Raw genomic sequence first — 22,803 nt, forward strand, 5'->3', positions numbered from 1 at the left:
TCCTTTCAGGTTCAGAAGCGGTAGCTGGCCGAAACGCTGAGGTTACGGCCCGGCCGGGTAAAGGCATCGAAAATCGCGGCATCATTGACCCCGAGGCCGCGCACGTCGGACCACAGGGCGTATTTCTCGTCGGTCAGATTGAAGAGGCCCGCCCGCAGTTTCAGCCGATCGGTCACGGCAAGGAAGGCGGTCAGATCCAGAACTGTCGCGGCATCGGGCCGCACGAACAGGTCGGTGCCATCGGCGGCCCGTTCCAGTTCGTCCCTTTCCTTGCGGGCGTTGTGGGTCAGGATGAGTTCGCCGCCGAACCGCCCGCGCGGATCGCGATACCCGAGCCCGGCCACAAGGTTGAAGGGATCGATCGTGTCGAGCGGCAGGCGCGCCCCGGACGGGTCGAAGGTGTCGCCATCGGCATAGGCCATCGCGAAACGCGCGTTCCAACCGCTATCCAGCTTCATCTCGGCGCGCGCCTCCACCCCTTCGATCCGCGCCCCGGCGAAATTGACGAACTGAAAGATCGCGGGATCCTGCGGCGTGAACCCGCCCGAGACCACCTGCTGGTTAATGAAATTGTCGTAATCGCCGCGGAAGCCGGTGACCTGCAGCGAGAAAATGTCCCCGACATAGCGCGCGCCCACTTCCCAGCTTTCGCTGGTTTCGGGACGCAGATCGGGATTGGGGATCGAGGTATATCCCCCGGCGATGAATTCGAAGAAGTTGTTCACCTGGCCCGGCGTCGGCGCAAGGAAGCCCTGTGCGTAATTCCCGAACAGGATCACGTCCTCGGCCAGCTTCACCGTCGCACCGAACTTGGGACTGAAGCGGCTGTCGCTCTGGCCCTGCGGGGTGAAACCGGTGAGCAACGGATCGTCGGTCGGATTGAGATCGTAGAAGTCGAACCGCAGCGCCGGAAACAGGGTCAGCGCGCCGTCCAGCAGCGATATTTCGTCCGACAGGAAGATCCCGCCGAGCGTGAAGTCGGTGGCGGGGAAAGCGCGGGTCGGGAAGCTTTCGCCGCGGCCCGGGAAAGTTCCGTCGCGCAGGCCTTCCTGCCGGGTCCAGCTGATATCGCCGCCAAACGCGATACGGTGCTGCATTCCGCCGAGGTCGAACGATGAACGCGCCTCGCCCACCGCGCCGTAGACCCGGTTTTCGAAGGTGTTGAGCCGCTCGCGATCGGGAGCCGGTATGAAGCCCAGCTGAGTGCGTTCTTCAAAGGCGAACTGGCGATCCTCATTGTCCTGCCAGAAGGCAGACAGGAAAGCATATTCGATCAGGTCATCGGGGCTGCCGTCATAGGTCCAGTCGAGCGAGGCGCGCACGCGTTCATTGGTGTCGCGCGCGTTGAGCGCGTCGACCGTCCACACCGGCGCGGGGCCGAACAGGAAGGCAGGACCAAGGCCGGTCAGCACTTCGGTCTCGACGGCCGAATCGAGCCACTCTCCGGTCAAACGGACGCGGTGCGGCCCATTGTCCCACACCAGCTTCGCCAGCACCGCATCGCTGCGCCCGTCCTGCGGGTTGGGCGCGGTGCGCAGCGGGCCGGTGCCATCAGCGGTGCCGCGGTTTTCGAGCTCCTCGAAGTCTCTGCGGGTATAGGCGATCATCGCGGAGACATTGCCGGTTTGCCCCGCGAGCGTTGCGGTCTGAGCGAATTCATTATCCTCGCTGGAATATTGCGAGGTGACAAAACCGCCGAAGCTTTCCGCTCCGATCAGATCGACCGGGTCGGACGTTACGAAGCTGACTGCACCTGCCAACCCGTCGCTGCCATAGAGCGCCGAGGCGGGCCCGCGCAGGATCTCGACCTGCTTGACCAGACTAACGTCGGCGAAACCCCCGCGCCCTGCGTCCTGCGGGCCGAAGGCAAATCCTTGGGGTGCGCGAATTCCGTCGACCTGGATCAGCACCCGGTTCCCGCCGATGCCGCGGATGGTGAAGCCTTCGTTGCGGGCGCGGCCGGTAGCTCCGAAAGCGGCACCGAAGCGTGCCGGAGCGCGCGGAACGCTGACCCCGGGTTCGAACCGCACCAGATCCTTGATGTCGGTGGCGAGCTGGTCGGCGATATCCTCGTCGGTAATGATAGTGATGGTAGCGGGCGCTTCTTCCTGCAGCACCGGGGTGCGGGTGGCGGTGACCGTGATGCGGCCGGTCTGCTGCTGGCTTTCGGAACCGGCGTCCGAGGTCGCGATTTCGGCAGCCACTTCGGCAGCGGCAGGGGCGGCGAGAACGGCGAGAGGGGCTGCGGAGAGAGCAAGTTTCTTGATCAAGTACACGCGAGAGGCATCCTGCTGATAACAAGGGAATTGCCACGTCAATGATCTTGTTGCGAATGAGAGTCAACAGATTTGCGAATGCGAATCGTTTGCAAACAAGTCTTTGCAGATGCAGGAATTCAGACGCCCCGGCTCATCCGGACCGCCTGCGGCACAACAACTTCTTTGCAAATCGGCGCAGCAGCGCTCAGCGGCGCAGGACGCCTTCGGCCAGCAGGCGATTGACCCCGGCGGCGGCAGCTTCCGGCGGCATTTGGGCATCGCCCCATACGACATAGCGCAGACCGACGAAGACGTTCATTCCCATCACTGCCCACGCCTCGAGCTCGCCCAGCCCGCCGCGAAACTCGCCGCCTTCCGCCCCTGCGCGCAAGCGATCGGCGATCCGCATGGCGATGGTTTCGTAATGCGTGCGGTAGCTATCGGGATCGACGAATTCGGCTTCGTCGATGATGCGGTAGATTTCCTTGTGCTCTGCCGCAAACCGCAGGAAGGCGGTGAGCGCCGCACGCTCGATTTCCAACGCGCCCATGCCATCGGTCAGCGCCGAGCGAGCGCTGGTCTTCACCTTCTCGCTCATGTCGGCGACAAGCGCGCGGAACAGGGCATCCTTGCTGTCGAAATAGGTGTAAAAGCTGCCCAGCGCCACGCCGGCCCGGCGGGTTATCGAACTCACCGAAGCTTCGTGAAAGCCCTTCTCGCCGAATTCCTCGGCCGCCGCGTCCAGCAGCTTGCGCAATGTCCGCCGCCCGCGCTCGGTGCGCGGCGCCTTGCCCTCGCCGCCGGCCGCCCGCGCGACGCTCATCCCGGTGCCCCGAGTGTTGCTCATCAGCTACTCCCTCCGCGCTTTCGGTAGGCCGCACAAGGGTCAGGCACAAGTCTAAACTTGAAAGGTGGTTCAACTTTCAATATTGGTACCTGCACAAGAGGGCCAGGAGAGGAAACACCCCATGAGAAAAGCTTTTTGCCAACGTGCGCTGCTGCTTGCAGGATGCGCCGGAATTGCCACTTTCGCCGCGCCGGTCGCTGCGCAGGACGCGGTTGCGGACACCGCCAGCGCCAACGAACAGGCCGAAGAAGGCGTCATCATCGTCACCGCCCGCCGCCGCGAGGAACGCCTGATCGACGTGCCGCTGTCGGTCACGTCGCTTTCGGGTGACAGCCTGATCCAGCAAGGCGTGCAGGACCTTACCCAGATCGCCCAGCAGGTGCCCAACGTCACGCTGGAGGTCAGCCGCGGCACCAACACCACGCTGTCCGCCTTCATCCGCGGCGTCGGCCAGCAGGACCCGGTCGCCGGGTTCGAAGCGGGCGTGGGTCTGTATATCGACGACGTCTATCTCAACCGCCCGCAGGCCGCAGTGCTCGATATCTACGATGTCGAACGCATCGAAGTGCTGCGCGGGCCGCAAGGCACACTCTACGGGCGCAACACCATCGGCGGCGCGATCAAGTATGTCACCGCCGAATTGCCCGACGAAACCAGCGTCATGGTGCGCGGGACTTATGGCTCTTACGATCAGGCCGATCTGATCGTCAGCGCATCGACCCCGATCAGCGACAATCTCAAGATCGGCGCCAGCGGTGCACGGCTTTCGCGCGGCGGGTTCGGTGACAACCTCACGCTCGGCACGGAAAACTACAACAAGGACGTGTGGGCCGCGCGCGGCACGATCGAATTCGATAGCGGGCCGGTGTTCATCCGCCTGTCGGGCGATTACATCAAGGACGACAGCGAAGCCCGGCAGGGCCACCGCCTGATCGAGAGCCTGCTCACCGGCGCTCCAGTGCTCGACGATGTGTTCGACACCCGCGCGGGTCTCGACATCGTCGATCAGGAAGTCGAAGCCTATGGCGGCGCGCTTAACGTCGCGATCGAGCTGTCCGATACCCTCACCTTCAAGTCGATCACCGGCTACCGCGAGGACAGTTCTACCAGCCCGATCGATTTCGACAGTCTGCCTGCAGTCGACCTCGACGTGCCCGCAATCTACGAAAACGACCAGTTCAGCCAGGAATTGCAACTGCTTTACGAGGGCGACCGGCTGTCCGGCGTGCTGGGGTTCTATTACCTCGACGCCAATGCCTTCACCGCGTTCGACGTGGCGCTGTTCACCACCGGCGCGCTGCCCAGCGTCGGCCTGCCGGGTCTCAACGCTCAGACGCTGGGCGATGTGGGCACCGAGACGTGGTCGGTGTTCGGTGACTTCACCTATGACCTTACCGATACGGTCAGCGTTTCGGTCGGTGGCCGCTACACCAACGACAAACGGTCGAGCCGGGTACTGCGCACGACCTTCCTTGGCGGCTATTCCGACATTTTCGGTGGGGCCGGAACGCCGCTGGTGGTCACCAGCGATTTCGAAGGCAGCCGCACTTTCAAGGATTTCAACCCGCGCGCTTCGATCAGCTGGCAGCCCAATACTGATCACAACTTCTATTTCACCTATTCGCAAGGGTTCAAGGGCGGCGGCTTCGACCCACGCGGTGTCACGACGGCATGCCGGGACAGTTCCGGAGGCGCCTGCGACGCGCAGGAAGTGTTCGACTTCATGAGCTTCGAGCCGGAAACGGTCGACAGCTTCGAACTGGGGTGGAAGGCATCACTTCTCGATAACCGGTTGAACATCAGCCTGGCCGGGTTCCTCGGCCAGTATGACAACGTCCAGATCCCCGGATCGATCGGGTTCGACAGCAATGACGATGGTACCAATGATACCTTCATCGGCATCACCTCCAACGCCGCGAGCGCGGACGTCAACGGGATCGAGTTCGAAGGCACTGCGCTGGTCGGCAAGGATTTCGCCGGCGATGGCAGCCGCTTCAGCATCAACTGGTCGCTGGGTGTGCTCGATGCCAAGTACAACACCTTCATCGACAATTTCGGCAATGACGTGGCGGATCAACGCGTGTTCCAGAACACGCCCGACATCACCGCGCACATGGGCTTCAACTTCGGCGTGCCGGTGGCGAGCGGGATGATGGATTTCATCGGCCTTGCCTCGCTGCGGTCGGACGCCAGCCAGTTCGAAGCGCCCAATCCGTTCCTCGATCAGGATGGCTTCGTGCTGGTCGATGCCAGTGTGGTCTACACCGTGGACAGCGGGCTGTTCTCGATCGGGCTGCACGGCAAGAACCTGTTCGACAAGGAATATATCGTGTCGGGCTACAACTTCGTGGCCGGCGGCACGCCGCCGGGCACACCGTTTGTCCCGACGCTGGGCCGTGAAGGCACGCTGACCGGCTTTTACGGCGACCCGCGCCGGATCTTCGTGACCGCGCAGGTCAATTTCTAAGAGACTTGTGTTCGACGGGGGAAGCGGGCGGAGCGGCTTTATGTCGCTCCGCCCGTTTGCATTTACTCAGGCGTATTCGGGCCTTGGGGCTGTTCGCGCTTGTCCATGACGCGTTTGGCAACATAGCCGCCCACTCCGAGTGCGACCATCGCAGGCAGGCTAACCCGCTTGACCACGAACGGCACTGCGGTAGCCAGCGCCGCACCTGCCACGCCGCCGAGTGCGGGATGCCGCTTTGCCACCTGAGCGCCGATGGCGCCGCCTATTAATCTGCGTATCATATAGGGTTCCTCCTGCTGATCCAACGGACCGAAACCCGCGCCGGTTCCCGCAATTCCACCTTCCCTTGCCTCGCCTGAGCGGGCATAGGCGCGGGCCATGCACGATATCCGCTCGATCCGCGAAAATCCCGAGGCTTTTGATGCAGCGCTTGCACGGCGCGGGGCTGACCCGCTGGCCGCTGCGCTGATCGCGCTCGACGAAGACCGCCGGGCGCTGACCACGCAGGTGCAACTCGCCCAGAGCCGCCGCAACGAGGCGTCGAAGCTGATCGGCGCGGCTATGGGCAAGGGCGACAAGGACGCAGCCGAGGCGCTGAAGGCCGAAGTCGCCGCATTGAAGGACGAAATGCCAGCACTGGAAGCCCGCGCCGACGAATTGGCGGCGAAGCTGAAGGCGGCGCTGGAAATCATCCCCAACCTTCCCGCCGACGACGTGCCCGATGGCGCGGGCGAGGAGGAGAATGTCGAAGTGTCGCGCTGGGGCACCCCGCGCGAGTTCGACTTCACGCCCAAGGAACACGCCGATCTGGCTCCGGCGCTGGGCATGGATTTCGAAACCGGCGCGCGGTTATCGGGTGCGCGTTTCACCTTCCTGCGCGGCGACATGGCGCGGCTGCACCGGGCGCTGGGGCAGTTCATGCTGGATGTGCAGACCGGCGAGCATGGCTATGCCGAATGCAACCCGCCGGTGCTGGTCAAGGACGAGGCGATGTACGGCACCGACAAGCTGCCGAAGTTTGCTGAGGATAGCTTCCGCACTACCGATGATCGCTGGCTCATCCCCACCAGCGAAGTCAGCCTCACCGCCAGCGTCATGGGCGAACTGCTCGACGAGGCCGCCCTGCCCATGCGGCTCACCGCGCTCACACTATGCTTCCGCTCCGAGGCAGGCGCGGCGGGGCGCGATACGCGGGGGTTCATCCGCCAGCACCAGTTCGAAAAATGCGAACTCGTCAGCATCGTGCGCCCGGAGGATTCCGGGACCGAACATGACCGCATGGTTCGCGCGGCGGAAACGGTGCTCGAACGCCTGAACCTGCCCTATCGCAAGCTGCTGCTGTGCACCGGCGACATGGGGTTCGGCGCACGCAAGACGTTCGACCTTGAAGTGTGGCTGCCCGGCCAAGGCGCTTACCGCGAAATCTCCTCCTGTTCGAACACCGGCGATTTTCAGGCGCGGCGGATGAACACCCGCTACCGCGTTGCGGGCGAGCAGAAGACCACGCAGTTCGTCCACACCCTCAATGGCTCCGGCCTTGCGGTCGGGCGCACGCTGGTGGCGGTGATCGAGAATTACCAGAACGCCGACGGCAGCGTCAGCGTGCCTGACGCATTGCTGCCCTACATGGGCGGTGTCACGAAACTGGAGCCATCCACCTAATGCGCATCCTCCTCACCAATGACGACGGCATCCACGCCCCCGGCCTCAAGGTGCTGGAGGAAATCGCCCGCCAGTTTTCCGACGATATCTGGATCTGCGCCCCGTCCGAGGAACAATCGGGCGCGGGCCACTCGCTCACGCTGACGCGGCCCGTGCGGCTCAACACGCTGGGCGAGCGGCGCTTCGCCGTTACCGGCACGCCGACCGATAGCGTGATGATGGCGCTGCGCACGGTCATGCCCGATGCGCCCGATATCATCCTGTCGGGCGTCAACCGCGGGGCGAACCTTGGCGATGACATCACCTATTCGGGCACGGTCTCCGCCGCGATCGAAGGCGCGCTGGCGGGCATCCGCTCGATCGCCTTCAGCCAGGTCTATGCCCGCGAAGGCATGGCCGACGATGTGCCCTTCAGCGCGGCGCGCGAATGGGGGCCGAAGGTGCTCAGCCGCCTGATCGACGCGCCGATGGCCGAACGCACCTTGATCAACATCAACTTTCCCGCGCTCCCGCCCGAGGACGTGAAGGGCATCCGCGTGGTGCGGCAGGGCTTCCACGATTACTCGCGCGGCAGCATCGTCGAAGGCCGCGATCCGCGCGGCTACCGCTATTTCTGGTTCGGGCTCGACCCGATCGAGCACACCCTCGACCACGGCACCGATCTGGAGGCGATCGACGACGGCTATGTCGCGGTCACTCCCCTGCAGCTCGATCTCACCCACTATTCCACCATCGGCATCCTTGCCGAACGGTTCGGCGACTGATGCCCCCTCAGGCTGGCCGCAACCCGTTCAAGCGCAAGCCGAAGCTGGCCGACCAGTTCACGCCGCTGCGGCGGCAGGTGAAGATTCCGGTGTGGGGCGATATCGGTATCAGGGCGGGGTTCGCGCTGGGCCTGCTTTTCATGGTCATCATGATCCACTGGTGGGACCGCAACGGGCTGGTCGACAATGTCGACGGCGACATCAGCTTTCTCGACGTGGTCTATTTCACCATGATCTCCGTCACCACCACCGGATTTGGCGATATCGCCCCGGTGTCCGACCGCGCGCGGCTGATCGAGGCGGTGATCGTCACCCCGGTGCGGATCGCGGTGTTGTTCATCTTCGTGGGCGCGGCCTATGATTTCGTTATCAAGCGCAGCTGGGAGAAGTTTCGCATGGCTCGTATCCAGGAACAGCTGAGCGATCACGTGGTGGTGCTGGGCTACGGTGTGTCCGGCTCGCAAAGCGTGGGCGAGTTGATCGAACGCGGGGTCGATCCACGCTGCATCGTGGTGATCGATCCATCCGCAGACCGGCTGGCAGAGGCGGAAAAGCTGGGCGTCAATGTCATGGCCGCCGATGCCACGCGCGACGAAACGCTGAAGGCGGTGCGGATAGAACAGGCGCAGAGCGTGCTGATCTCGGCCGGGCGCGACGATACCTCGATCCTGCTGGTGCTGACGGTGCGCCACCTTGCGCCCGACGTGCCGATCAGCGTGGTGGTGCGCGCCGAAGACAACGAATTGCTCGCGCGGCAGGCGGGGGCCAACAACGTCATCAATCCGGTGCGCTTCACCGGGCTGCTGCTGGCCGGCAGCGTCAAGGGCGCGCATATCTCTGATTATCTCGCCGATCTCGCCAGTGTCAGCGGCCGCGTGCAATTGGTGGAGCGGGTCGTGACCGAAGCGGAATGCGGGCGCCCGATCACCGATCTGGCAACCGGCGGCCAGGGCTTGCGCGTCTATCGCAACGGCCGCGCCATCGGGTTCTGGGAAGATGAATGCCGCTCGCTCCAGCCCGGCGATGTCGTGGTCGAGATCGTGCCGACCGCGGGAAGCGAGGACGGGTGAATTCAAGGCGACGGCAGCTTTGCCCGCGTCAGGGAAAAAAGCTGCCGTTCAGCTATCGACCCCATTGCCGCCGTTCTTTTGCTGTGACAGATCATCTGCCAGCGGACATTCCGATCTGGGGGCAGCATGGACGAGCGGCAGAAGGAAAGGGAATATGGGTTCGGTCGGTTCTGGGAGTATCGAAATCACATTGCCTATGTCGTAATGGGCGCTTCGCTCGGGTTTCCAAAAGAAGACTTTGAAGAGCAAATGACGCTCGAAAAAGCCTATGATATCTTACGTAGTGGTCTTCCGGTCTCGTTTGACCGAATCAAGGACAAAGAGGCAATCCCACAAGTCACGACACTGCTGGAAGCATCATATGCTGCTTTCAAAAGTGGCGACATTCAAAGCGGGGCGCATCTGCTTCAAGATTTCGAGGCGAAGCTGCTCGATCTTCGACGTGGGCGACCCAAAAAAGCCGACTAACGTAGCGCCTGCTTATGTCACGAGAGTGCCAAGACCCGCCATTCGCCTTCCCACCCACAATCGGACGTCTGCCTCAGCGGCGGCTTTCACCAAAACCTGCCGTTCCCGGTTACCCGGTCGGCTCCATGGCAGAACACCGCCAAAGCGGGCCTAGTCCTGCCTCACCCTCGGAACCACACGAATACGCTGCCCATCGCCGCCATGCCGAACAGGAAATGCCCGGCATCGATCAGGAACAGCAGGCCCGATTTTCTGAGATAGAGGTAATTGATCCCGATCGCGGGGATCATCACGCCCACGGCGAAACCGATTGCCATCATCATCACCACGAATGCGGGCGGATCGGTGCGGGCCACAAGGTGCCACAGCACCATCGCGATCAGCATCTCAAAGGCGAAGGTGAGCGCGAAGATCAGCCACATATTGCCGGTTTGGAGCTGCGAATTGCTCAGCCCCGCAGCCCGCTGCCATAGCTGGCGGAAGATCACGCCGTACCACAATGCGCCCACGGCAAAGAATGCAGCGGTTCCGGCCAGCACCGGCCATAGGGCAAAATCGTTCATGGACGCATCTCCTCGATCTTCTCGGTTCGCACACCCTGCTAGCGCAAAGCCGCGCTGTCGTGTAGGGGCGCGCCGCAATGAACACCGTCTCCACCACAAAGCCCACCGTCGTGGCCGAACAGAAACGCATTGGGATGGTCAGCCTCGGCTGTCCCAAGGCGCTGGTCGACTCCGAACGCATCCTCACCCGGCTGCGCGCCGATGGCTATGCCTTTGCCGAGGATTATGCGGGCGCGGACGTGGTGCTGGTCAATACCTGCGGGTTCCTCGATTCCGCCAAGGAGGAAAGCCTTGCCGCAATCGGTGAAGCCATTGCCGAGAACGGCCGCGTGATCGTGACCGGCTGCATGGGCGAGGAAGCCGACGCGATCCGCGCCGCCCATCCGCAGGTACTCGCGGTGACGGGCGCGCACCAATACGAACAGGTGGTCGAGGCCGTGCACACCCACGCGCCGCCTTCGCAGGGTCCGTTCATCGACCTGATCCCGCAGCCTGACGTCAAGCTCACCCCGCGCCATTTCAGCTACCTCAAGATTTCCGAGGGCTGCAATCATTCCTGCGCCTTCTGCATCATCCCGCAACTGCGCGGGAAACTTGCCAGCCGCCGGATCGACGCGGTCTTGCGCGAGGCGGAAAAGCTGGTCGCGGCGGGAACACGCGAACTGCTCGTTATTTCGCAGGATACCAGCGCCTACGGGGTCGATATCCGCCACGAACCGCGCGACTGGAAGGGCAGCCCCGTCCGCGCCCACATGACCGATCTGGCGCGCGAACTGGGCGGCCTTCGCACCCCGGACGGCAGCCCGCCCTGGGTGCGGCTGCACTATGTCTACCCTTACCCCCATGTCGATCAGGTGATCCCGCTGATGGCCGAGGGGCTGCTGACGCCCTATCTCGACATTCCCTTCCAGCACGCCAGCCCGAAGGTGTTGAAGCTGATGAAGCGCCCCGCCAACGAGGCCAAGGTGCTCGAACGGCTGAAATCATGGCGCGCCATCTGCCCGGACGTCGCGATCCGATCCTCCTTCGTGGTCGGCTTCCCCGGCGAGACCGAGGACGATTTCCGCTACCTGCTCGATTGGCTGGAGGAAGCGCAGCTCGACCGGGTCGGCGCGTTCCGGTTCGAACAGGTCGAAGGCGCGGCGGCCAATGCCCTGCCCGATCACGTGCCGGAGGACGTGAAGGAAGAACGCTACGCCCGGATCATGGAAGTGACCGAACGCATCAGCGCCGCCAAGCTTGCCGCCAAGGTGGGCCGCACACTTCCGATCATCATCGATGATGTGGGCGAACCCGACGAGGACGGCGATATCGGCGCCACGGGCCGCAGCCAGGCCGACGCCCCCGAGATCGACGGCGCGGTGTATCTGCGCAACGTGCCCGCCAGCCTCGCGCCGGGCGCGGTCGTGCAGGCGACCATCGAGGATGCCGACGCGCATGACCTGTTCGGCGTGATTTCGCACCCGTCCCGTTAACCCCTTGCCAACCATCGTCCCCACCAGAGACGCAACGCGGTAAGTCGCTGGTATAGGCACGGCTAACGCGGCATAATGCCTTCCATGATCCGCTCACTCTCCATTCCCGTCGCCCTGATTGCGCTTGCCGCCTCTTGCGCGCCATTGCTGGCCCGCAACGATCCGGGCGCCAGCGCGCAGGACGCCGCCGAAGCCGCCCAACTGGTCGCCGCGCGCGCGGACAGCGCATTCGAGCGTGTCGATCCCGACACCGAGCTGCCTCCGCAGATCGATCTGGCGCTGCCCGCCGCGACCCCGCCTGCCGCCGCAGCAGCCGCAGAGCCCGCGATGATCTATGCCAGTCTGCCGCCGCTCCTCGCAAACGACGATACCGTGACCGGGCCCGAAACCGAGCCGCTGGCACCGCGCGGCCCGGCGGTGCGGATGATTTCCAGCGAAGTGGTGCAGCCGCTGCCGGTCACCACCAGCGCTGCGGCACCGGTAGTCAGCGCCAGCAATGATCCCTTCGTCATCAAGTCGATCCTGCCGATCGAAGGTAGCATCCGCTACGGCGACTGGTTCTGGGATGAAAGCGCCGCGCCCGGCACCGGCAAGTTGGTCGTCACCGTCGATTTGGAAGCGCGCGTCATCAGCGCCTTTCGCGATGGGCACGAAATCGGCACCGCAGTCGCGCTGCTCGGCACGCGGGCGCATCCCACGCCGCTCGGCACCTTCCCTATCCTGACCAAGGAGAAGGACAATATTTCGGAGAAATACAACAACGCCCCGATGCCGTGGACGCTGCGGCTGACGTGGGATGGGATCGCGGTCCACGGCTCGCCGGTGATGAACGGCTATGCCAGCCACGGCTGCATCGCCGTGCCGGATGAATTCGCTGCCAAGCTGTTCGCCGCCGCCAAGCGCGGGGACAAGGTGATCATCACCCGCGGGCAGATGGTCGGGGTCGGCGACAAGGTGCTGTAAAGGGTCGGCCTCAGTTCATCTTCCCGCGCGGCGGTTCGGGACGGAACCGCCAGACGCGCATCAGCACACCCACCTTCTCGACCCGTTCGACCCCCGGCACCGCCAGGACCCCGCCCAGCGAAGCATTCTCGCCCTGCCACAGCCGGTCCCACGCGCGCGCGGCCTCTGCCCGCGTGGCGTGACCGCCGAGTTCGGCGATGATCCGCATGATCGTCTCGATCGCCACCACCCGCGGCACATTGGCGTGATAGGCATAGCCCACGCCGCCCGGCGCGCTTTCATCGGGCGCCACCATCTCGTCCCAGTCGAGCCCGGCATACCATGCGATCGCCTGCCAGCCTTCGGCGATATGCGCGGCGCTGGCGGCGAGCTGCGCCGGATCGAGCCAGTCGGATGACGCAGCAATCCGTTCACGCATCGCCGCCCGCTCGAAATCGGGGTTGGCGTTCGACGGATCGCGCACCGGGGTGATCCCGGCAGCGGCGACCACCGCTTCCAGCGCTGATTTGCGCCAGCCGAGCAACGGGCGCAGCAGAGTGATTTCACTGCCTTCGATCGTCGTGCTTGCGCGCGCACCAGCCAGCCCGGCCAGCCCGCTGCCCCGGTTCAGCCGCATCAGCAGGGTTTCGGCCTGATCATCGGCATGGTGCGCCGTGGCGACAGCCCCCAGCCCCGCAGCGCGCGCCCACTCCGCCAGCGCCGCATAGCGCGCCGCACGCGCCTGCGCCTGAAGATTGCCCGGTTGCGGGGTGAGGGTGAAGGCGTTGAAGCGAATGCCGCGCTCCCCCGCCAGCCGCTCGACCAGCGCGACCTCGCCTGCCGCTTCGGGGCGCAAGCCATGGTCGATGCTGGCAACCGCGATCCGTCCGGGCAGCGCGCCATGCGCCAGCAGCATCAGCGCCAGACTGTCCGGCCCGCCCGATACCGCAAGGCCCAGCGGGCCGGTGCGTTCGTCATCCGGCCACAGCGCCGCCAGATCGGCAGCAAAGCGGTCCGCCGGACTCTCGGTCAGCTGCACGTCACCTTGGCGCTGTTCGCCTGGTATTCGTCGGCTAACCGGCCCGAGGCGATCACCGGGTAGGTTTCCCCGAACTCGGCCAGCGCAATGCAGGCGCGGCGGGTATCGCCCATCGCGATCATCGATTGCGCCAGATAGAGCAGGCTGTCCGCGCCGCGCGCGCCGTTCTTGTCGGCCTGATAGTTGCGCAGGAACCAGCGCGCCGCCTCTTCGGGCATGTTGTCGTCAAGAAAGGCGCGGCCCAGCAGGTTGCGCCCGAAGCTGATGCGCGAGTGGTTGGGGTACTGCTCGACATAGCGCGTCAGTTGCTGGCGCGCTTCGGGGTAAAGCTCGGCGTCCCACAGCCGGAAGCCATAAGTATATTCGTCATCCCCGGCATCGGCGGTCTGCGGCTTGGCGATGGCCTGCACTGCTGCCAGCCGCTCTGGGCTGGGCGCGGCAACGGCTGTGGCCGGAGTCGGCGCGGCATTGGCGGGCGGGCGCGCTGCGGCTGTCGCAGGCGCAGCAGCCGGCAGCGTTGCCTCCGGCGCGATCACGCCCATCGTGCTGCCATTCGTGCCCACCGGCGCTACGGCCTGAAGGTTTTCCAGCGCGGCGATGCGCTGTTCCAGCAGGCCGAACTGGTTGGACTGCTCCTCTGAGCGAGCGGTGAGCGTCTGCAACTGGGTTTCCAGCGTTTGCAGCCGAACGAGAATGTCCGTCACCGGCGTGGTCGCGGGGGGGATCACCCCCATCACCTGCCCGCTATCGGCGCCCTGCGGGCTGGCCGGGCCGATCTGCGGTTCGAAGAAGCGCCCGTCGCCGCCCGGAAAAACCTTGCGCTGCAGGGCGCGCACTTCCGCCTCCAGCTTGCGCAGCCGGGCTTCATCGCCGGTATCCTGCGCAAAGACCGGCGCAGGCAGCACCGCGATGGTGGCCGCAGCCAGCAGCACGCGCAACAGGCGCGGGCGAAGGGTCGGAAAGGCGGTTGTCATGTTCGGCGGGCTCCCTAGCGATGGCCGCCCCGGCGTGCTGCGGGGCATATGAACACGGATAGTCACCCCCTGCCGCCTTGCCGCAGCCAAGTCGAGAGCGCGCGTGCCCTAATCAACGGGAAAACGCGCGCGTCCTTGTCTGATCAGCCGTCCGCGCCAGAATCGGGTGCAGCGGGCGCAGCGGCTTCGGTGCCGGAGACAGGCGCAGCTTCGGTTTCCGGCATGGGCCGCGCCAGCAGCGCAGATGCCGAAATCGCCATGCCCGCCAACGTCGTGGGGCGCTGCGCCAAGCGCGGCACGCTCTCACCGTCGATCGTGATCGCCAGCAGATCGGGCCGCCCGGTGTTGATCCGCGGATCGACGGCATCGGCCGGCAGGGTAAAGCTTTCGTCCATGGCCAGCTGCTTTTCCAGCAACCGCTCGCCGCCTTCCTCGTAGATGCGCACCCACACGCCGTCGCCAAGCGATGTCAGCACCACCTCTCCATCGGCAGAGGACGCGGCGGCGGCAGGGGCCGGAGCAGGATTGGCGGCGACCGGGACTGCGGCGGGCGGGGCTGGAGTTTCGATCGGCCCAGGGCCGCTTCCAGCGCCGAAACGCGAGCTGAAAAAGGCAATCAGGCCCACTGCCAGCACCAGCGCGGCAAAGGCACCGAACCACGCCAGTCCCGCAGAGGGCAGCTTGGCCGGATCACCCGGCTCCATTCCCGATCCCATGGCCGTGCGCCGGGTCTGGCCATCGGACAACTCGCCGCGCACCGCCTCCACGATTGCGACATCGTCAAGCCCGAGCAGGCGGGCATAGGTGCGCGAAAAACCGATCGCATAGGTGCGCGACGGCAAGGCACCGAAATCTCCCGCCTCGATCGCTTCGAGATGGCGCAGCGGGATGCGCGATTCCGCTGCAATATGCGGCAGATCATACCCACGCGTTTCGCGCGCCGCACGCAGCCGAGCGCCTGCCCCGGCATAGGCCGTGTCCTGCGCCTCTTCGGCGCCGATATCCTGTTCGCTGTCCATGACCCGAATCCATGCCTTCTGATGAGGCTATTGTTAGTATCTGCGTGAATTGCGCTTGAACAACACACAGCCTGTCGTGGGGGGTGCTGTCAAGCGCACCGGGCGCGGGACGACCCGTGCCGCGCACGGCGCGGCGCATCGGGTAGCGCGGGCCGTCAATCGTATTCGATATCGCGCGCGTCCGCCCAGTCCGATAATTGCTGGCGCAGGTCGCGCTGCGGCTCGGCCAGCCACCCGGTCATCGCCGCCGACAATTCGCCCAAATCGACCTTGCGCACCAATTCCTTGATCGGGCCAACCGCTGCCGGGGTGATCGACAACCGGCGATACCCGATCCCCATCAACGCCAGCGCCTCCAGCCGCCGGCCGCCCATCTCGCCGCACACGCCGACATCCACCCCGCTCCCCACGCAGCCCTGCATCACCCGGCGCAGGAACCGCAGGATCGACGGAGACAGCCAGTCGTATCGCTCGGCCAGCTTGGGATTGGCGCGGTCGGCGGCGAACAGGAATTGGGTGAGATCATTGGTGCCGATCGACAGGAAGCTCAGTTTGGGCAGCAGCATGTCGAGCACTTCGGCCAGTGCGGGCACTTCCAGCATCGCGCCAAAATGAATGCGTTCGGGCAGCAGCTTTTTCTGCGCACGCAGATAGACGAGTTGTTCGTCGAACACCGCCTTGGCCGCATCGAATTCCCACGGTTCGCTGACCATCGGGAACATCACATAAAGCGAACGCCCCGCCGATGCTTCCATCAAAGATCGCGCCTGCACCTTCATCAACCCTTCGCGCTCCAGCGCCAGCCGCAGCGCGCGCCAGCCCATCGCCGGGTTTTCATCCTGTGCCGCGATCTCGGACGCGAGGTAGGGCACCGCCTTGTCGCCGCCGATATCCACCGTGCGGAAGATCACCGGCTTGTCGCCCGCCGCCTCCAGCACATCGCGATACAGCCGGGTCTGGCGTTCGCGCTGCGGCAGGGTGGCGGAAACGAGGAACTGGAATTCGGTGCGGAACAGCCCGACGCCGTCGGCGCCGGTCATTGCCAGCGCGCTCATGTCGTCGCGCAGTCCGGCGTTCATCATCACCTGAATGCGGGTGCCGCAGCGGGTGAACGGTTCGACATCGCGCAAGCTTGCATAGGCCGCCTGCTTCTCGCGCGATTTGGCGAAGCGCGTCTGAAATGCATCGGCGACCTGCGGCAACGGGCGTACGATGGCGCTGCCCGCAGTTGCATCGAGCAGGATCTCGTCGCCTTCACGGATGGTGGTGCGCACACCGCCGCCCTTGCCATTATTGATGCGCCCGATCACCGGCACATTCATGGCGCGCGCGACAATCACCACGTGCGCGGTGAGCGAGCCTTCCTCAAGGATCACGCCCTTGAGCCGCCGCCGGTCATATTCGAGCAGTTCCGCCGGGCCGAGATTGCGGGCGATCAGGATGGTGTCGCGGCGCAGACCCTGCGAGGCTGCGGTGCCGATCTGCCCTGCAACGATCCTGAGCAGCCGGTTGGCGAGATCTTCCAGATCGTGCATCCGGTCGGCCAGCAACGGATCGTCGATTTCGCGCATCCGCATCCGGGTGTGCTGCTGCACGCGCTCGATCGCGGCCTCGGCGGTCAGGCCGCTGTCGATCGCTTCGTTGATGCGGCGCGACCAACCTTCGTCGTAGGCGAACATCTTGTAGGTCTCGAGCACCTCTTCATGTTCGCCGCCGACCCCGAATTCGGCCTGGCTGGCCAGCGTGTCGATCTGCTCGCGCATCCGGTCGAACGCGCGATAGACCCGCTGGCGTTCAGCCTCGGTATCTTCGGCCATCACCTGCGTGATCTCGACCCGCGGCTGGTGATAGACCGCGTGGCCCGCGCCCAACCCCTTCACCAGCGTCAGCCCGGTCAACGTCTGCGGCCCCGTCTGCTCCTGGGTCAGCCCGCGTGCTTCCTCCTCATCGACCAGTTCAGCGTTCGCGATCAATTCCGAAAGCACCATCGCGGTGGTCTGCAGCGCCTCGATCTCGACTTCCTCATAGCGGCGCGGATCGATGTGCTGGACGGACAATACCCCCACCGCACGTTCGCGATAGACGATCGGCACGCCGGCAAAGGAGTGGAACTTGTCCTCACCCGTTTCCGGGCGGTACTGGAAGTCGGGGTGAGCCTTGGCCTCGGCCAGATTGAGCGTTTCGACCTTCTGCGCGATCGCCCCGGTCAGCCCTTCGCCGATCGCCATGCGGGTGACGTGCACAGCGCTCTGGTTCAGCCCGCGCGTGGCGAACAGTTCCAGCATGCCTTCGCGCAGGAGGTAAATCGAGCACACCTCGCTCGACAGGCATTCGCCGATGATTTCCACCACCTGATCGAGCTTGCCCTGCACATGGAGGCGCGAGGCCATAACCTCGGTCAGGCGGGTGAGAATCTGGCGGGCGGCTGCGGCTGCACTCATGGCCCTTCAGGCTTAGGGCCGAGACCCGAAACCTGCAACAGTCACGGCGCAGCGCGCCGATCAGTAGCGGACGATTTCTTCTTTCAATCGCAATTTCTGCTTCTTGAGGGCCTGGGTCGTCGCGGTGTCGGGTATGGGCCGGGCCAATTCCTGATGCAGCCGCTGGTCGAGCTCGGCATGCTTGGCCTGGAGGGCGTGGATGTGGGAAGACACTGCGGTCGATGCCATTATGCGTTCTCCTGTCCTGCGGGGGGATGCCCCCGGAAAGGCGACTCGAACCAGTAGCGGCCGAGCCGCAGGTTTCACTGAAACCACAGCCACGCTAACTTTGAAAGCCCTTCCTCTTCGTAAATCGCTATATCCGCATCAGGCTGCGATGGGCCGAAAACCGCCGCAGATTATAAACGCGGCGCAAAAAAGGTTCCGACGTCTTATCGAATCGCGCGGGAACGCGTAGCGCCGCCGGGCGTCTTGCGGGCGCCGGGGGACTTATGGGCCGAGACATCAGGGGATTGAGCCAGGCATGACCGAGCAGGAGCTCCGCAAAAATCTCGAACTGCTGCGCACCGAGCATCGCGATCTCGATGCCGCGATTGCCGCTCTGACCGAGGCCGCACGCGGCAGCGCATCCGCCGACCAGCTGCAAATCGCCCGCCTCAAGAAGCGCAAGCTGCGCCTGAAGGACCAGATCGCGATCATCGAGGATACGCTGCTGCCGGATATCATCGCGTAGCCTGTCTTTAGTCGTGCTGGCGCACGACGCAGACCTCCCGCCCCGCCTCCGAAGGTGGCCGCCAACAATGATGGTTAGCGAAACCGCGATTCTGTGCCCCATAGGGACACAACCTAAAATTACTTGGAAAGTAACCATAGGTGAGTAGCGGGCGCGCAGCGTGCAGCCTATCCTGCCCCCGAATATGGCCTGGACCACCAATCTTTCTCGCCCGATCATCGAGGCGCTTTACACCGAAGCACTGGTGCTTGCCGACGAGGTGCGCGCAGTATTTTCAGCCGGCACGCGCGGGCCGCAGATCGGGGAGGACGCCTTCGTTCGTCTTGCGCTGTCGACCGAGGGGCTGAAGACCACCACCCGCATGATGCACGTGCTGGCCTGGCTGCTGAACCAGCGCGCGCTGTTTCAGGGGGAACTCAGCGAAAATCAGGTGCGGTTGCACGGCGCGCTGCCGCCCGATCGCGGGGCGGACGAGAAGCAGTTGGCGCTGCTGGAACCCGAAACCCGCGAACTGATCGCGGATACCGAACGGCTGCACCAACGTATCGCCCGGCTGGACGAGGCGTGGCGCCAGCATTTCGCCATGACTTCCCCCGTGCGCGCGTTTCAGGATCGCATCGGGCGTGAATTCGGGCGCGTCAGGGATATCGGATAAGCCAGCCAGCCTAGGCGGCGGCAAGCGCTTTGCGCCAGCGCGCCAGCCGTTCCTCTCGAATATCGGCGGTCATGCCGGGTTTGAACCGCGCCAGTTCGCCGCGCATCGCGCGCGCTGCTTCGTCCAGATTGTCGTACAGCCCTGCGCCGGTTGCCGCCAGCATTGCCGCGCCCAGCGCGGTGGTCTCGACAAAGCCGGGCCGCTCCACGGGTATTCCCAGCATATCGGCGAGGTCCTGCGCCATCCAGTCATTCGCCGCCATGCCGCCATCGATCCGCAGCGTCTTCCACGGCGCGCCGTCGGCGGTGAAGGCGGCGCACAGGTCATGCGTCTGATGCGCCATCGCCTCCAGCGCCGCCCGCGCCAGCTCGGCCTTGCCGCTGGCGAAGCTCAGCCCGGCGATTACCCCGCGCGCATCAGCTTGCCAGTGCGGCGCGCCCAGCCCCGCCAGCGCGGGCACGATCACCACGCCGCCGCTATCGGGGATCGAACGCGCCAGCGCCTCGGTCTCCTCGGCGAGATCGACGATGCCGAGCGAATCCCTCAGCCACTGCACCAGACTGCCCGCAACGAACACCGATCCTTCGATGGCATAGGTGCGGGCGCCGTCGATCTGGGTCAGCACCGTGCCGAGCAGACGGTTGGTCGAGCGCGGGATGCGTGCACCCTGACAGGTCAGCACGAACGCGCCGGTGCCATAGGTCGCCTTGGTCTGCCCCGGCGCAAGGCACGCCTGCCCGATGGTCGCTGCCTGCTGGTCGCCCGCCATTCCGGTGATCGGGATCGCACAACCGAACAGCGAAGGATCGGTCATGGCCAGCGGTCCGGCCATGTCGGTGACGCCGGGCAGCGCAAACAGCGGCACGCCCAGCAGGTCGCACAGCCCTTCGTCGAACTGCATATCCTCCAGCCCCATCAGCAGCGTGCGGCTGGCATTGCTGGAGTCCGAAATATGCGCCGCACCGCCCGTGAGCTTGAACACCAGCCAGCTTTCGACCGTGCCGAAGGCGAGCGTGCCTGCGTCCGCCGCGCCGCGCACGTCCGGCACGTTGTCGAGCATCCAGCGCATCTTGGTCCCGGCAAAATAGGGGTCGAGCAGCAAGCCGGTGCGTTGCTGCACCCCGTCTTCATGCCCCGCTTCGCGCATCGCCGCGCACAGCGGTTCGGTGCGGCGGTCCTGCCACACGATTGCCCGCGTCAACGGCTCTCCGGTGACACGGTCCCAAGCCACCACGGTTTCGCGCTGGTTGGTAATGCCGAGCCCCGCGATCATTGCCGCCCCGCCCGCCTTGGGGATCACGTCCAGCGCGCAGGCCAGCGTCTTGTCCCAGATCTCGCGCGGATCGTGTTCGACCCAGCCCGCCTGCGGATAGTGCTGAGTCAGCGGCGCCTGCGCGCTGGCGACCAGCGCACCGTCGCTGGCGAACAGCATCGCGCGGGTCGAGGTGGTGCCTTCATCGAGGACGAGAATGTAGTCGGACATATTTGTGCGCTACCACTTCCTTGCTTGAGCGCGCGGAGATTTGCGCTACCGCTTCGCTGCTTGAGCGCGGGGCGGGGCACCCCGGCTCCTCTCTCGGACGTGACTTCTGCCACGCTCACCTCCATATGCAAAGGCATGGTCACCATTCCCCCCCAACCCTGGCCCACAGGCCTTGCCGAAGCGGTAGAGCCGCTGGTGCGCCGTGTGCTCGCCCCCAATCCCTCACCCTACACCTTCACCGGCACACAGACCTATGTGGTCGGGCCGGACGACGGGCCGGACTGCGCGGTGATCGATCCCGGCCCGAACGATGCGGCGCATATTGATGCGATCATCGCCGCGATTGCCGGGCGCACAGTGGTGGCGATCATGTGCACCCACACCCACCGCGACCACTCGCCCGCCGCCGCGCCGCTATCCGATCTTACCGGAGCGCCAATCGTCGGCTGCGCGCCGCTGGTATTGTCCACCGACCTGCCGCGTTCGGACGAAAGCTTCGACACCACCTATGCGCCAACCCGCGTGCTGGCCGATGGCGAGGCGATGCGCGGCACCGGCTGGACGCTGACCGCAGTCGCCACGCCCGGCCATACCTCGAACCACCTGTGCTTTGCGCTGGAGGAATCGGGCGCGCTGTTCACCGGTGATCACGTGATGGGCTGGTCAACCAGTGTGGTCGTGCCCCCCGATGGCGATATGGGCGATTACATGGCGAGCCTCGAAAAGCTGATGGCGCGCGAGGACGTGCGCTATCACTCCGCCCACGGCGCCGCGATCGAGAAACCGCGCCAACTGGTGCGCGGCATGATCGGCCACCGCCGCCAGCGCGAAAACCAGATCCTGCGCCTGCTGGGCGAACGCTCGCGGCCTGTCAGCGGCTTCATTCCGGATATGTACAAGGGTCTCGACCCGCGCCTGATCGGAGCGGCCGAAATGAGCGTGACGGCGCATCTGATCGACCTGGAACGGCGCGGGATGGCGGCGCGCGACGCCGAGGTGTGGCGGGTGGCCTGACCCCGCTTCACCCCGAGCAACCGACTTGCGCGATAGGATTTGCTAGACGCAGCAAATCGTGAGAACTTGCGACCGCTGGGATCGGGGGATTCTTATGGCGACCACTGCACCGCGAACTGCACCCGTTGAGGGTACCGGGTTCTTCACCATCATGGCCTTCGTCATGTCGGCGGTCATCATCGCCGGGTTTACGATCCAGTTGGCGATGGGCCGGTCAAGCTTTTCCGCGCCGCTCGCCTATCATGTCCATGGCATGATCTTCATGGGCTGGATCGCGCTGTATCTCCTCCAGCACGTCACCATCGCGACCGGCAATCGCGCGCTCCATGCCAGTGTGGGCCGGCTCGCCTATATCTGGATTCCGGCCATGATCGTCGCTGGGGGGATCATCATTTTGACATCGGCGCGCACTTCGGGCGGACCGTTCTTCTTCGGAAAGAGCGAGTTTTTGATCAGCAATTCGATGGGATTACTGACGTTCGGCGGGCTAGCGCTGTGGGCTTTGCGCCAGCGCCGCTACACCGGTTGGCATCGGCGACTGATGCTGGTAGCGATGAGCGTGCTGACCGGTCCGGGACTAGGCCGGCTGCTACCGATGCCGCTGCTGATCCCCTATTCTTGGGTCACCGTGTTCGCGTTCAGCCTGACCTTTCCCATCATTGGCATGCTGGTCGACTGGCGGCGCAGCGGCCGTGTGCATCCTGCTTACGTTTACGGCGTAGGGATCAATGTCGGGGTGTTCGCACTCTCGCTGCTGATCGCCTATTCGCCGATCGGCTACGCGATCACCGAATGGGTCGTCGCCGGAACGCCGGGGGCCGCGCGCCCGATGGATGCCTATATGCCGCCGGGCTTCAGCATGTAGGCCCTGCGCTTTTCGCTCGAAAAACACAGTAAGCACCCTATATCGGCGGATCCTGAGACAACGG

At 64.8% G+C, this 22,803-nt stretch carries 21 protein-coding genes; 11 read left to right on the forward strand and 10 right to left on the reverse strand.

Features of this window, described 5'->3' with window-relative positions; genetic code table 11:
• Positions 1 to 11: 11 nt before the first annotated feature.
• Together J3454_RS14545 and J3454_RS14550 are read right to left on the reverse strand one after the other, a co-directional pair.
• Positions 12 to 2,276, reverse strand: a complete 2,265-nt coding sequence (locus J3454_RS14545; RefSeq protein WP_349514479.1) for a TonB-dependent hemoglobin/transferrin/lactoferrin family receptor — start codon at positions 2,274 to 2,276, stop codon at positions 12 to 14.
• Positions 2,277 to 2,463: 187 nt separating this feature from the next.
• Complete coding sequence (locus tag J3454_RS14550; protein WP_502878605.1) at positions 2,464 to 3,105, reverse strand: TetR/AcrR family transcriptional regulator; 642 nt, start codon at positions 3,103 to 3,105, stop codon at positions 2,464 to 2,466.
• Positions 3,106 to 3,226: 121 nt separating this feature from the next.
• Between J3454_RS14550 and J3454_RS14555 the strand changes: the two genes are divergently transcribed.
• On the forward strand, positions 3,227 to 5,572 hold the full coding sequence (locus tag J3454_RS14555) for a TonB-dependent receptor (protein ID WP_349514480.1): 2,346 nt from the start codon (positions 3,227 to 3,229) through the stop codon (positions 5,570 to 5,572).
• A 62-nt stretch (positions 5,573 to 5,634) separates the two neighbouring features.
• Here the strand turns inward: J3454_RS14555 and J3454_RS14560 are convergent, their stop codons facing one another.
• Positions 5,635 to 5,952, reverse strand: a complete 318-nt coding sequence (locus tag J3454_RS14560) for a hypothetical protein (protein ID WP_349514481.1) — start codon at positions 5,950 to 5,952, stop codon at positions 5,635 to 5,637.
• Between J3454_RS14560 and serS the strand changes: the two genes are divergently transcribed.
• The 4 genes from serS to J3454_RS14580 all read left to right on the forward strand — a co-directional run bounded on the left by serS (position 5,951) and on the right by J3454_RS14580 (position 9,536).
• The gene (gene serS / locus J3454_RS14565) at positions 5,951 to 7,234 is read left to right on the forward strand and encodes a serine--tRNA ligase (RefSeq protein ID WP_349514482.1); all 1,284 of its coding nucleotides are present in this window, start codon (positions 5,951 to 5,953) and stop codon (positions 7,232 to 7,234) included. The genes J3454_RS14560 and serS overlap by 2 nt on opposite strands.
• Positions 7,234 to 7,998 (forward strand): 5'/3'-nucleotidase SurE, encoded by a 765-nt coding sequence (gene surE, locus J3454_RS14570; RefSeq protein ID WP_349514483.1) that lies wholly within the window; start codon positions 7,234 to 7,236, stop codon positions 7,996 to 7,998. Before serS ends, surE begins: the two co-directional genes overlap by 1 nt.
• Positions 7,998 to 9,068, forward strand: a complete 1,071-nt coding sequence (locus J3454_RS14575) for a potassium channel family protein (protein WP_349514484.1) — start codon at positions 7,998 to 8,000, stop codon at positions 9,066 to 9,068. The genes surE and J3454_RS14575 overlap by 1 nt, the downstream gene beginning before the upstream one ends.
• 126 nt (positions 9,069 to 9,194) lie before the next feature.
• Positions 9,195 to 9,536: a hypothetical protein gene (locus tag J3454_RS14580; RefSeq protein WP_349513027.1), complete on the forward strand. Its 342-nt coding sequence runs from the start codon at positions 9,195 to 9,197 to the stop codon at positions 9,534 to 9,536.
• Positions 9,537 to 9,697: 161 nt separating this feature from the next.
• Here the strand turns inward: J3454_RS14580 and J3454_RS14585 are convergent, their stop codons facing one another.
• A complete protein-coding gene (locus tag J3454_RS14585; RefSeq protein WP_349514485.1) occupies positions 9,698 to 10,099 on the reverse strand; it encodes a DUF1761 domain-containing protein in 402 nt (133 codons plus the stop codon).
• Between the two features lie 77 nt (positions 10,100 to 10,176).
• Here J3454_RS14585 and rimO point away from each other — a divergent pair, with 77 nt between their 5' ends.
• Together rimO and J3454_RS14595 are read left to right on the forward strand one after the other, a co-directional pair.
• On the forward strand, positions 10,177 to 11,574 hold the full coding sequence (gene rimO, locus J3454_RS14590) for a 30S ribosomal protein S12 methylthiotransferase RimO (RefSeq protein ID WP_349514486.1): 1,398 nt from the start codon (positions 10,177 to 10,179) through the stop codon (positions 11,572 to 11,574).
• Positions 11,575 to 11,658: 84 nt separating this feature from the next.
• Positions 11,659 to 12,537 (forward strand): L,D-transpeptidase family protein, encoded by an 879-nt coding sequence (locus J3454_RS14595; RefSeq protein ID WP_349514487.1) that lies wholly within the window; start codon positions 11,659 to 11,661, stop codon positions 12,535 to 12,537.
• 10 nt (positions 12,538 to 12,547) lie between these two features.
• On the opposite strand, the gene tilS is transcribed toward J3454_RS14595, so the two are convergent.
• The 5 genes from tilS to J3454_RS14620 form a co-directional block, all read right to left on the reverse strand.
• Positions 12,548 to 13,555, reverse strand: coding sequence for a tRNA lysidine(34) synthetase TilS (gene tilS, locus J3454_RS14600; protein ID WP_349514488.1), 1,008 nt, complete (start codon positions 13,553 to 13,555; stop codon positions 12,548 to 12,550).
• Positions 13,546 to 14,529 (reverse strand): tetratricopeptide repeat protein, encoded by a 984-nt coding sequence (locus tag J3454_RS14605; RefSeq protein WP_349514489.1) that lies wholly within the window; start codon positions 14,527 to 14,529, stop codon positions 13,546 to 13,548. Before J3454_RS14605 ends, tilS begins: the two co-directional genes overlap by 10 nt.
• Positions 14,530 to 14,672: 143 nt before the next feature.
• Positions 14,673 to 15,548 (reverse strand): RodZ domain-containing protein, encoded by an 876-nt coding sequence (locus J3454_RS14610; RefSeq protein ID WP_349514490.1) that lies wholly within the window; start codon positions 15,546 to 15,548, stop codon positions 14,673 to 14,675.
• Positions 15,549 to 15,703: 155 nt separating this feature from the next.
• Positions 15,704 to 17,989 carry a phosphoenolpyruvate--protein phosphotransferase gene (ptsP, locus tag J3454_RS14615; protein ID WP_349514491.1) on the reverse strand — a complete coding sequence of 762 codons (2,286 nt, stop codon included), beginning with the start codon at positions 17,987 to 17,989 and terminating at the stop codon, positions 15,704 to 15,706.
• 60 nt (positions 17,990 to 18,049) lie between these two features.
• Positions 18,050 to 18,217 carry a YdcH family protein gene (locus J3454_RS14620; protein WP_349514492.1) on the reverse strand — a complete coding sequence of 56 codons (168 nt, stop codon included), beginning with the start codon at positions 18,215 to 18,217 and terminating at the stop codon, positions 18,050 to 18,052.
• 295 nt (positions 18,218 to 18,512) lie between these two features.
• Here J3454_RS14620 and J3454_RS14625 point away from each other — a divergent pair, with 295 nt between their 5' ends.
• Together J3454_RS14625 and J3454_RS14630 are read left to right on the forward strand one after the other, a co-directional pair.
• Positions 18,513 to 18,722 carry a DUF465 domain-containing protein gene (locus J3454_RS14625; RefSeq protein WP_296722062.1) on the forward strand — a complete coding sequence of 70 codons (210 nt, stop codon included), beginning with the start codon at positions 18,513 to 18,515 and terminating at the stop codon, positions 18,720 to 18,722.
• 184 nt (positions 18,723 to 18,906) lie between these two features.
• A complete protein-coding gene (locus J3454_RS14630; RefSeq protein ID WP_349514493.1) occupies positions 18,907 to 19,377 on the forward strand; it encodes a DUF1465 family protein in 471 nt (156 codons plus the stop codon).
• 10 nt (positions 19,378 to 19,387) lie between these two features.
• On the opposite strand, the gene glpK is transcribed toward J3454_RS14630, so the two are convergent.
• A complete protein-coding gene (gene glpK, locus J3454_RS14635; RefSeq protein WP_349514494.1) occupies positions 19,388 to 20,860 on the reverse strand; it encodes a glycerol kinase GlpK in 1,473 nt (490 codons plus the stop codon).
• 135 nt (positions 20,861 to 20,995) lie between these two features.
• Here glpK and J3454_RS14640 point away from each other — a divergent pair, with 135 nt between their 5' ends.
• Positions 20,996 to 21,874, forward strand: coding sequence for an MBL fold metallo-hydrolase (locus J3454_RS14640; protein WP_349514495.1), 879 nt, complete (start codon positions 20,996 to 20,998; stop codon positions 21,872 to 21,874).
• Between the two features lie 94 nt (positions 21,875 to 21,968).
• On the forward strand, positions 21,969 to 22,739 hold the full coding sequence (locus J3454_RS14645; RefSeq protein WP_349514496.1) for a hypothetical protein: 771 nt from the start codon (positions 21,969 to 21,971) through the stop codon (positions 22,737 to 22,739).
• Positions 22,740 to 22,803 lie beyond the last annotated feature (64 nt).

Source organism: Erythrobacter sp. NFXS35, assembly GCF_040148725.1.
In the GTDB taxonomy this organism is placed as follows: domain Bacteria; phylum Pseudomonadota; class Alphaproteobacteria; order Sphingomonadales; family Sphingomonadaceae; genus Erythrobacter.

Bases quoted from the DNA above. Each gene is read 5' to 3' on its own strand.
- J3454_RS14550 (WP_502878605.1), bottom strand. From the start codon at position 3,105: ATGAGCAACACTCGGGGCACCGGGATGAGCGTCGCGCGGGCGGCCGGC.
- J3454_RS14555 (WP_349514480.1), top strand. From the start codon at position 3,227: ATGAGAAAAGCTTTTTGCCAACGTGCGCTGCTGCTTGCAGGATGCGCC.
- serS (WP_349514482.1), top strand. From the start codon at position 5,951: ATGCACGATATCCGCTCGATCCGCGAAAATCCCGAGGCTTTTGATGCA.
- J3454_RS14560 (WP_349514481.1), bottom strand. From the start codon at position 5,952: ATGGCCCGCGCCTATGCCCGCTCAGGCGAGGCAAGGGAAGGTGGAATT.
- surE (WP_349514483.1), top strand. From the start codon at position 7,234: ATGCGCATCCTCCTCACCAATGACGACGGCATCCACGCCCCCGGCCTC.
- J3454_RS14575 (WP_349514484.1), top strand. From the start codon at position 7,998: ATGCCCCCTCAGGCTGGCCGCAACCCGTTCAAGCGCAAGCCGAAGCTG.
- J3454_RS14580 (WP_349513027.1), top strand. From the start codon at position 9,195: ATGGACGAGCGGCAGAAGGAAAGGGAATATGGGTTCGGTCGGTTCTGG.
- J3454_RS14585 (WP_349514485.1), bottom strand. From the start codon at position 10,099: ATGAACGATTTTGCCCTATGGCCGGTGCTGGCCGGAACCGCTGCATTC.
- rimO (WP_349514486.1), top strand. From the start codon at position 10,177: ATGAACACCGTCTCCACCACAAAGCCCACCGTCGTGGCCGAACAGAAA.
- J3454_RS14595 (WP_349514487.1), top strand. From the start codon at position 11,659: ATGATCCGCTCACTCTCCATTCCCGTCGCCCTGATTGCGCTTGCCGCC.
- J3454_RS14605 (WP_349514489.1), bottom strand. From the start codon at position 14,529: ATGACAACCGCCTTTCCGACCCTTCGCCCGCGCCTGTTGCGCGTGCTG.
- J3454_RS14610 (WP_349514490.1), bottom strand. From the start codon at position 15,548: ATGGACAGCGAACAGGATATCGGCGCCGAAGAGGCGCAGGACACGGCC.
- ptsP (WP_349514491.1), bottom strand. From the start codon at position 17,989: ATGAGTGCAGCCGCAGCCGCCCGCCAGATTCTCACCCGCCTGACCGAG.
- J3454_RS14620 (WP_349514492.1), bottom strand. From the start codon at position 18,217: ATGGCATCGACCGCAGTGTCTTCCCACATCCACGCCCTCCAGGCCAAG.
- J3454_RS14625 (WP_296722062.1), top strand. From the start codon at position 18,513: ATGACCGAGCAGGAGCTCCGCAAAAATCTCGAACTGCTGCGCACCGAG.
- J3454_RS14630 (WP_349514493.1), top strand. From the start codon at position 18,907: ATGGCCTGGACCACCAATCTTTCTCGCCCGATCATCGAGGCGCTTTAC.
- glpK (WP_349514494.1), bottom strand. From the start codon at position 20,860: ATGTCCGACTACATTCTCGTCCTCGATGAAGGCACCACCTCGACCCGC.
- J3454_RS14640 (WP_349514495.1), top strand. From the start codon at position 20,996: ATGGTCACCATTCCCCCCCAACCCTGGCCCACAGGCCTTGCCGAAGCG.
- J3454_RS14645 (WP_349514496.1), top strand. From the start codon at position 21,969: ATGGCGACCACTGCACCGCGAACTGCACCCGTTGAGGGTACCGGGTTC.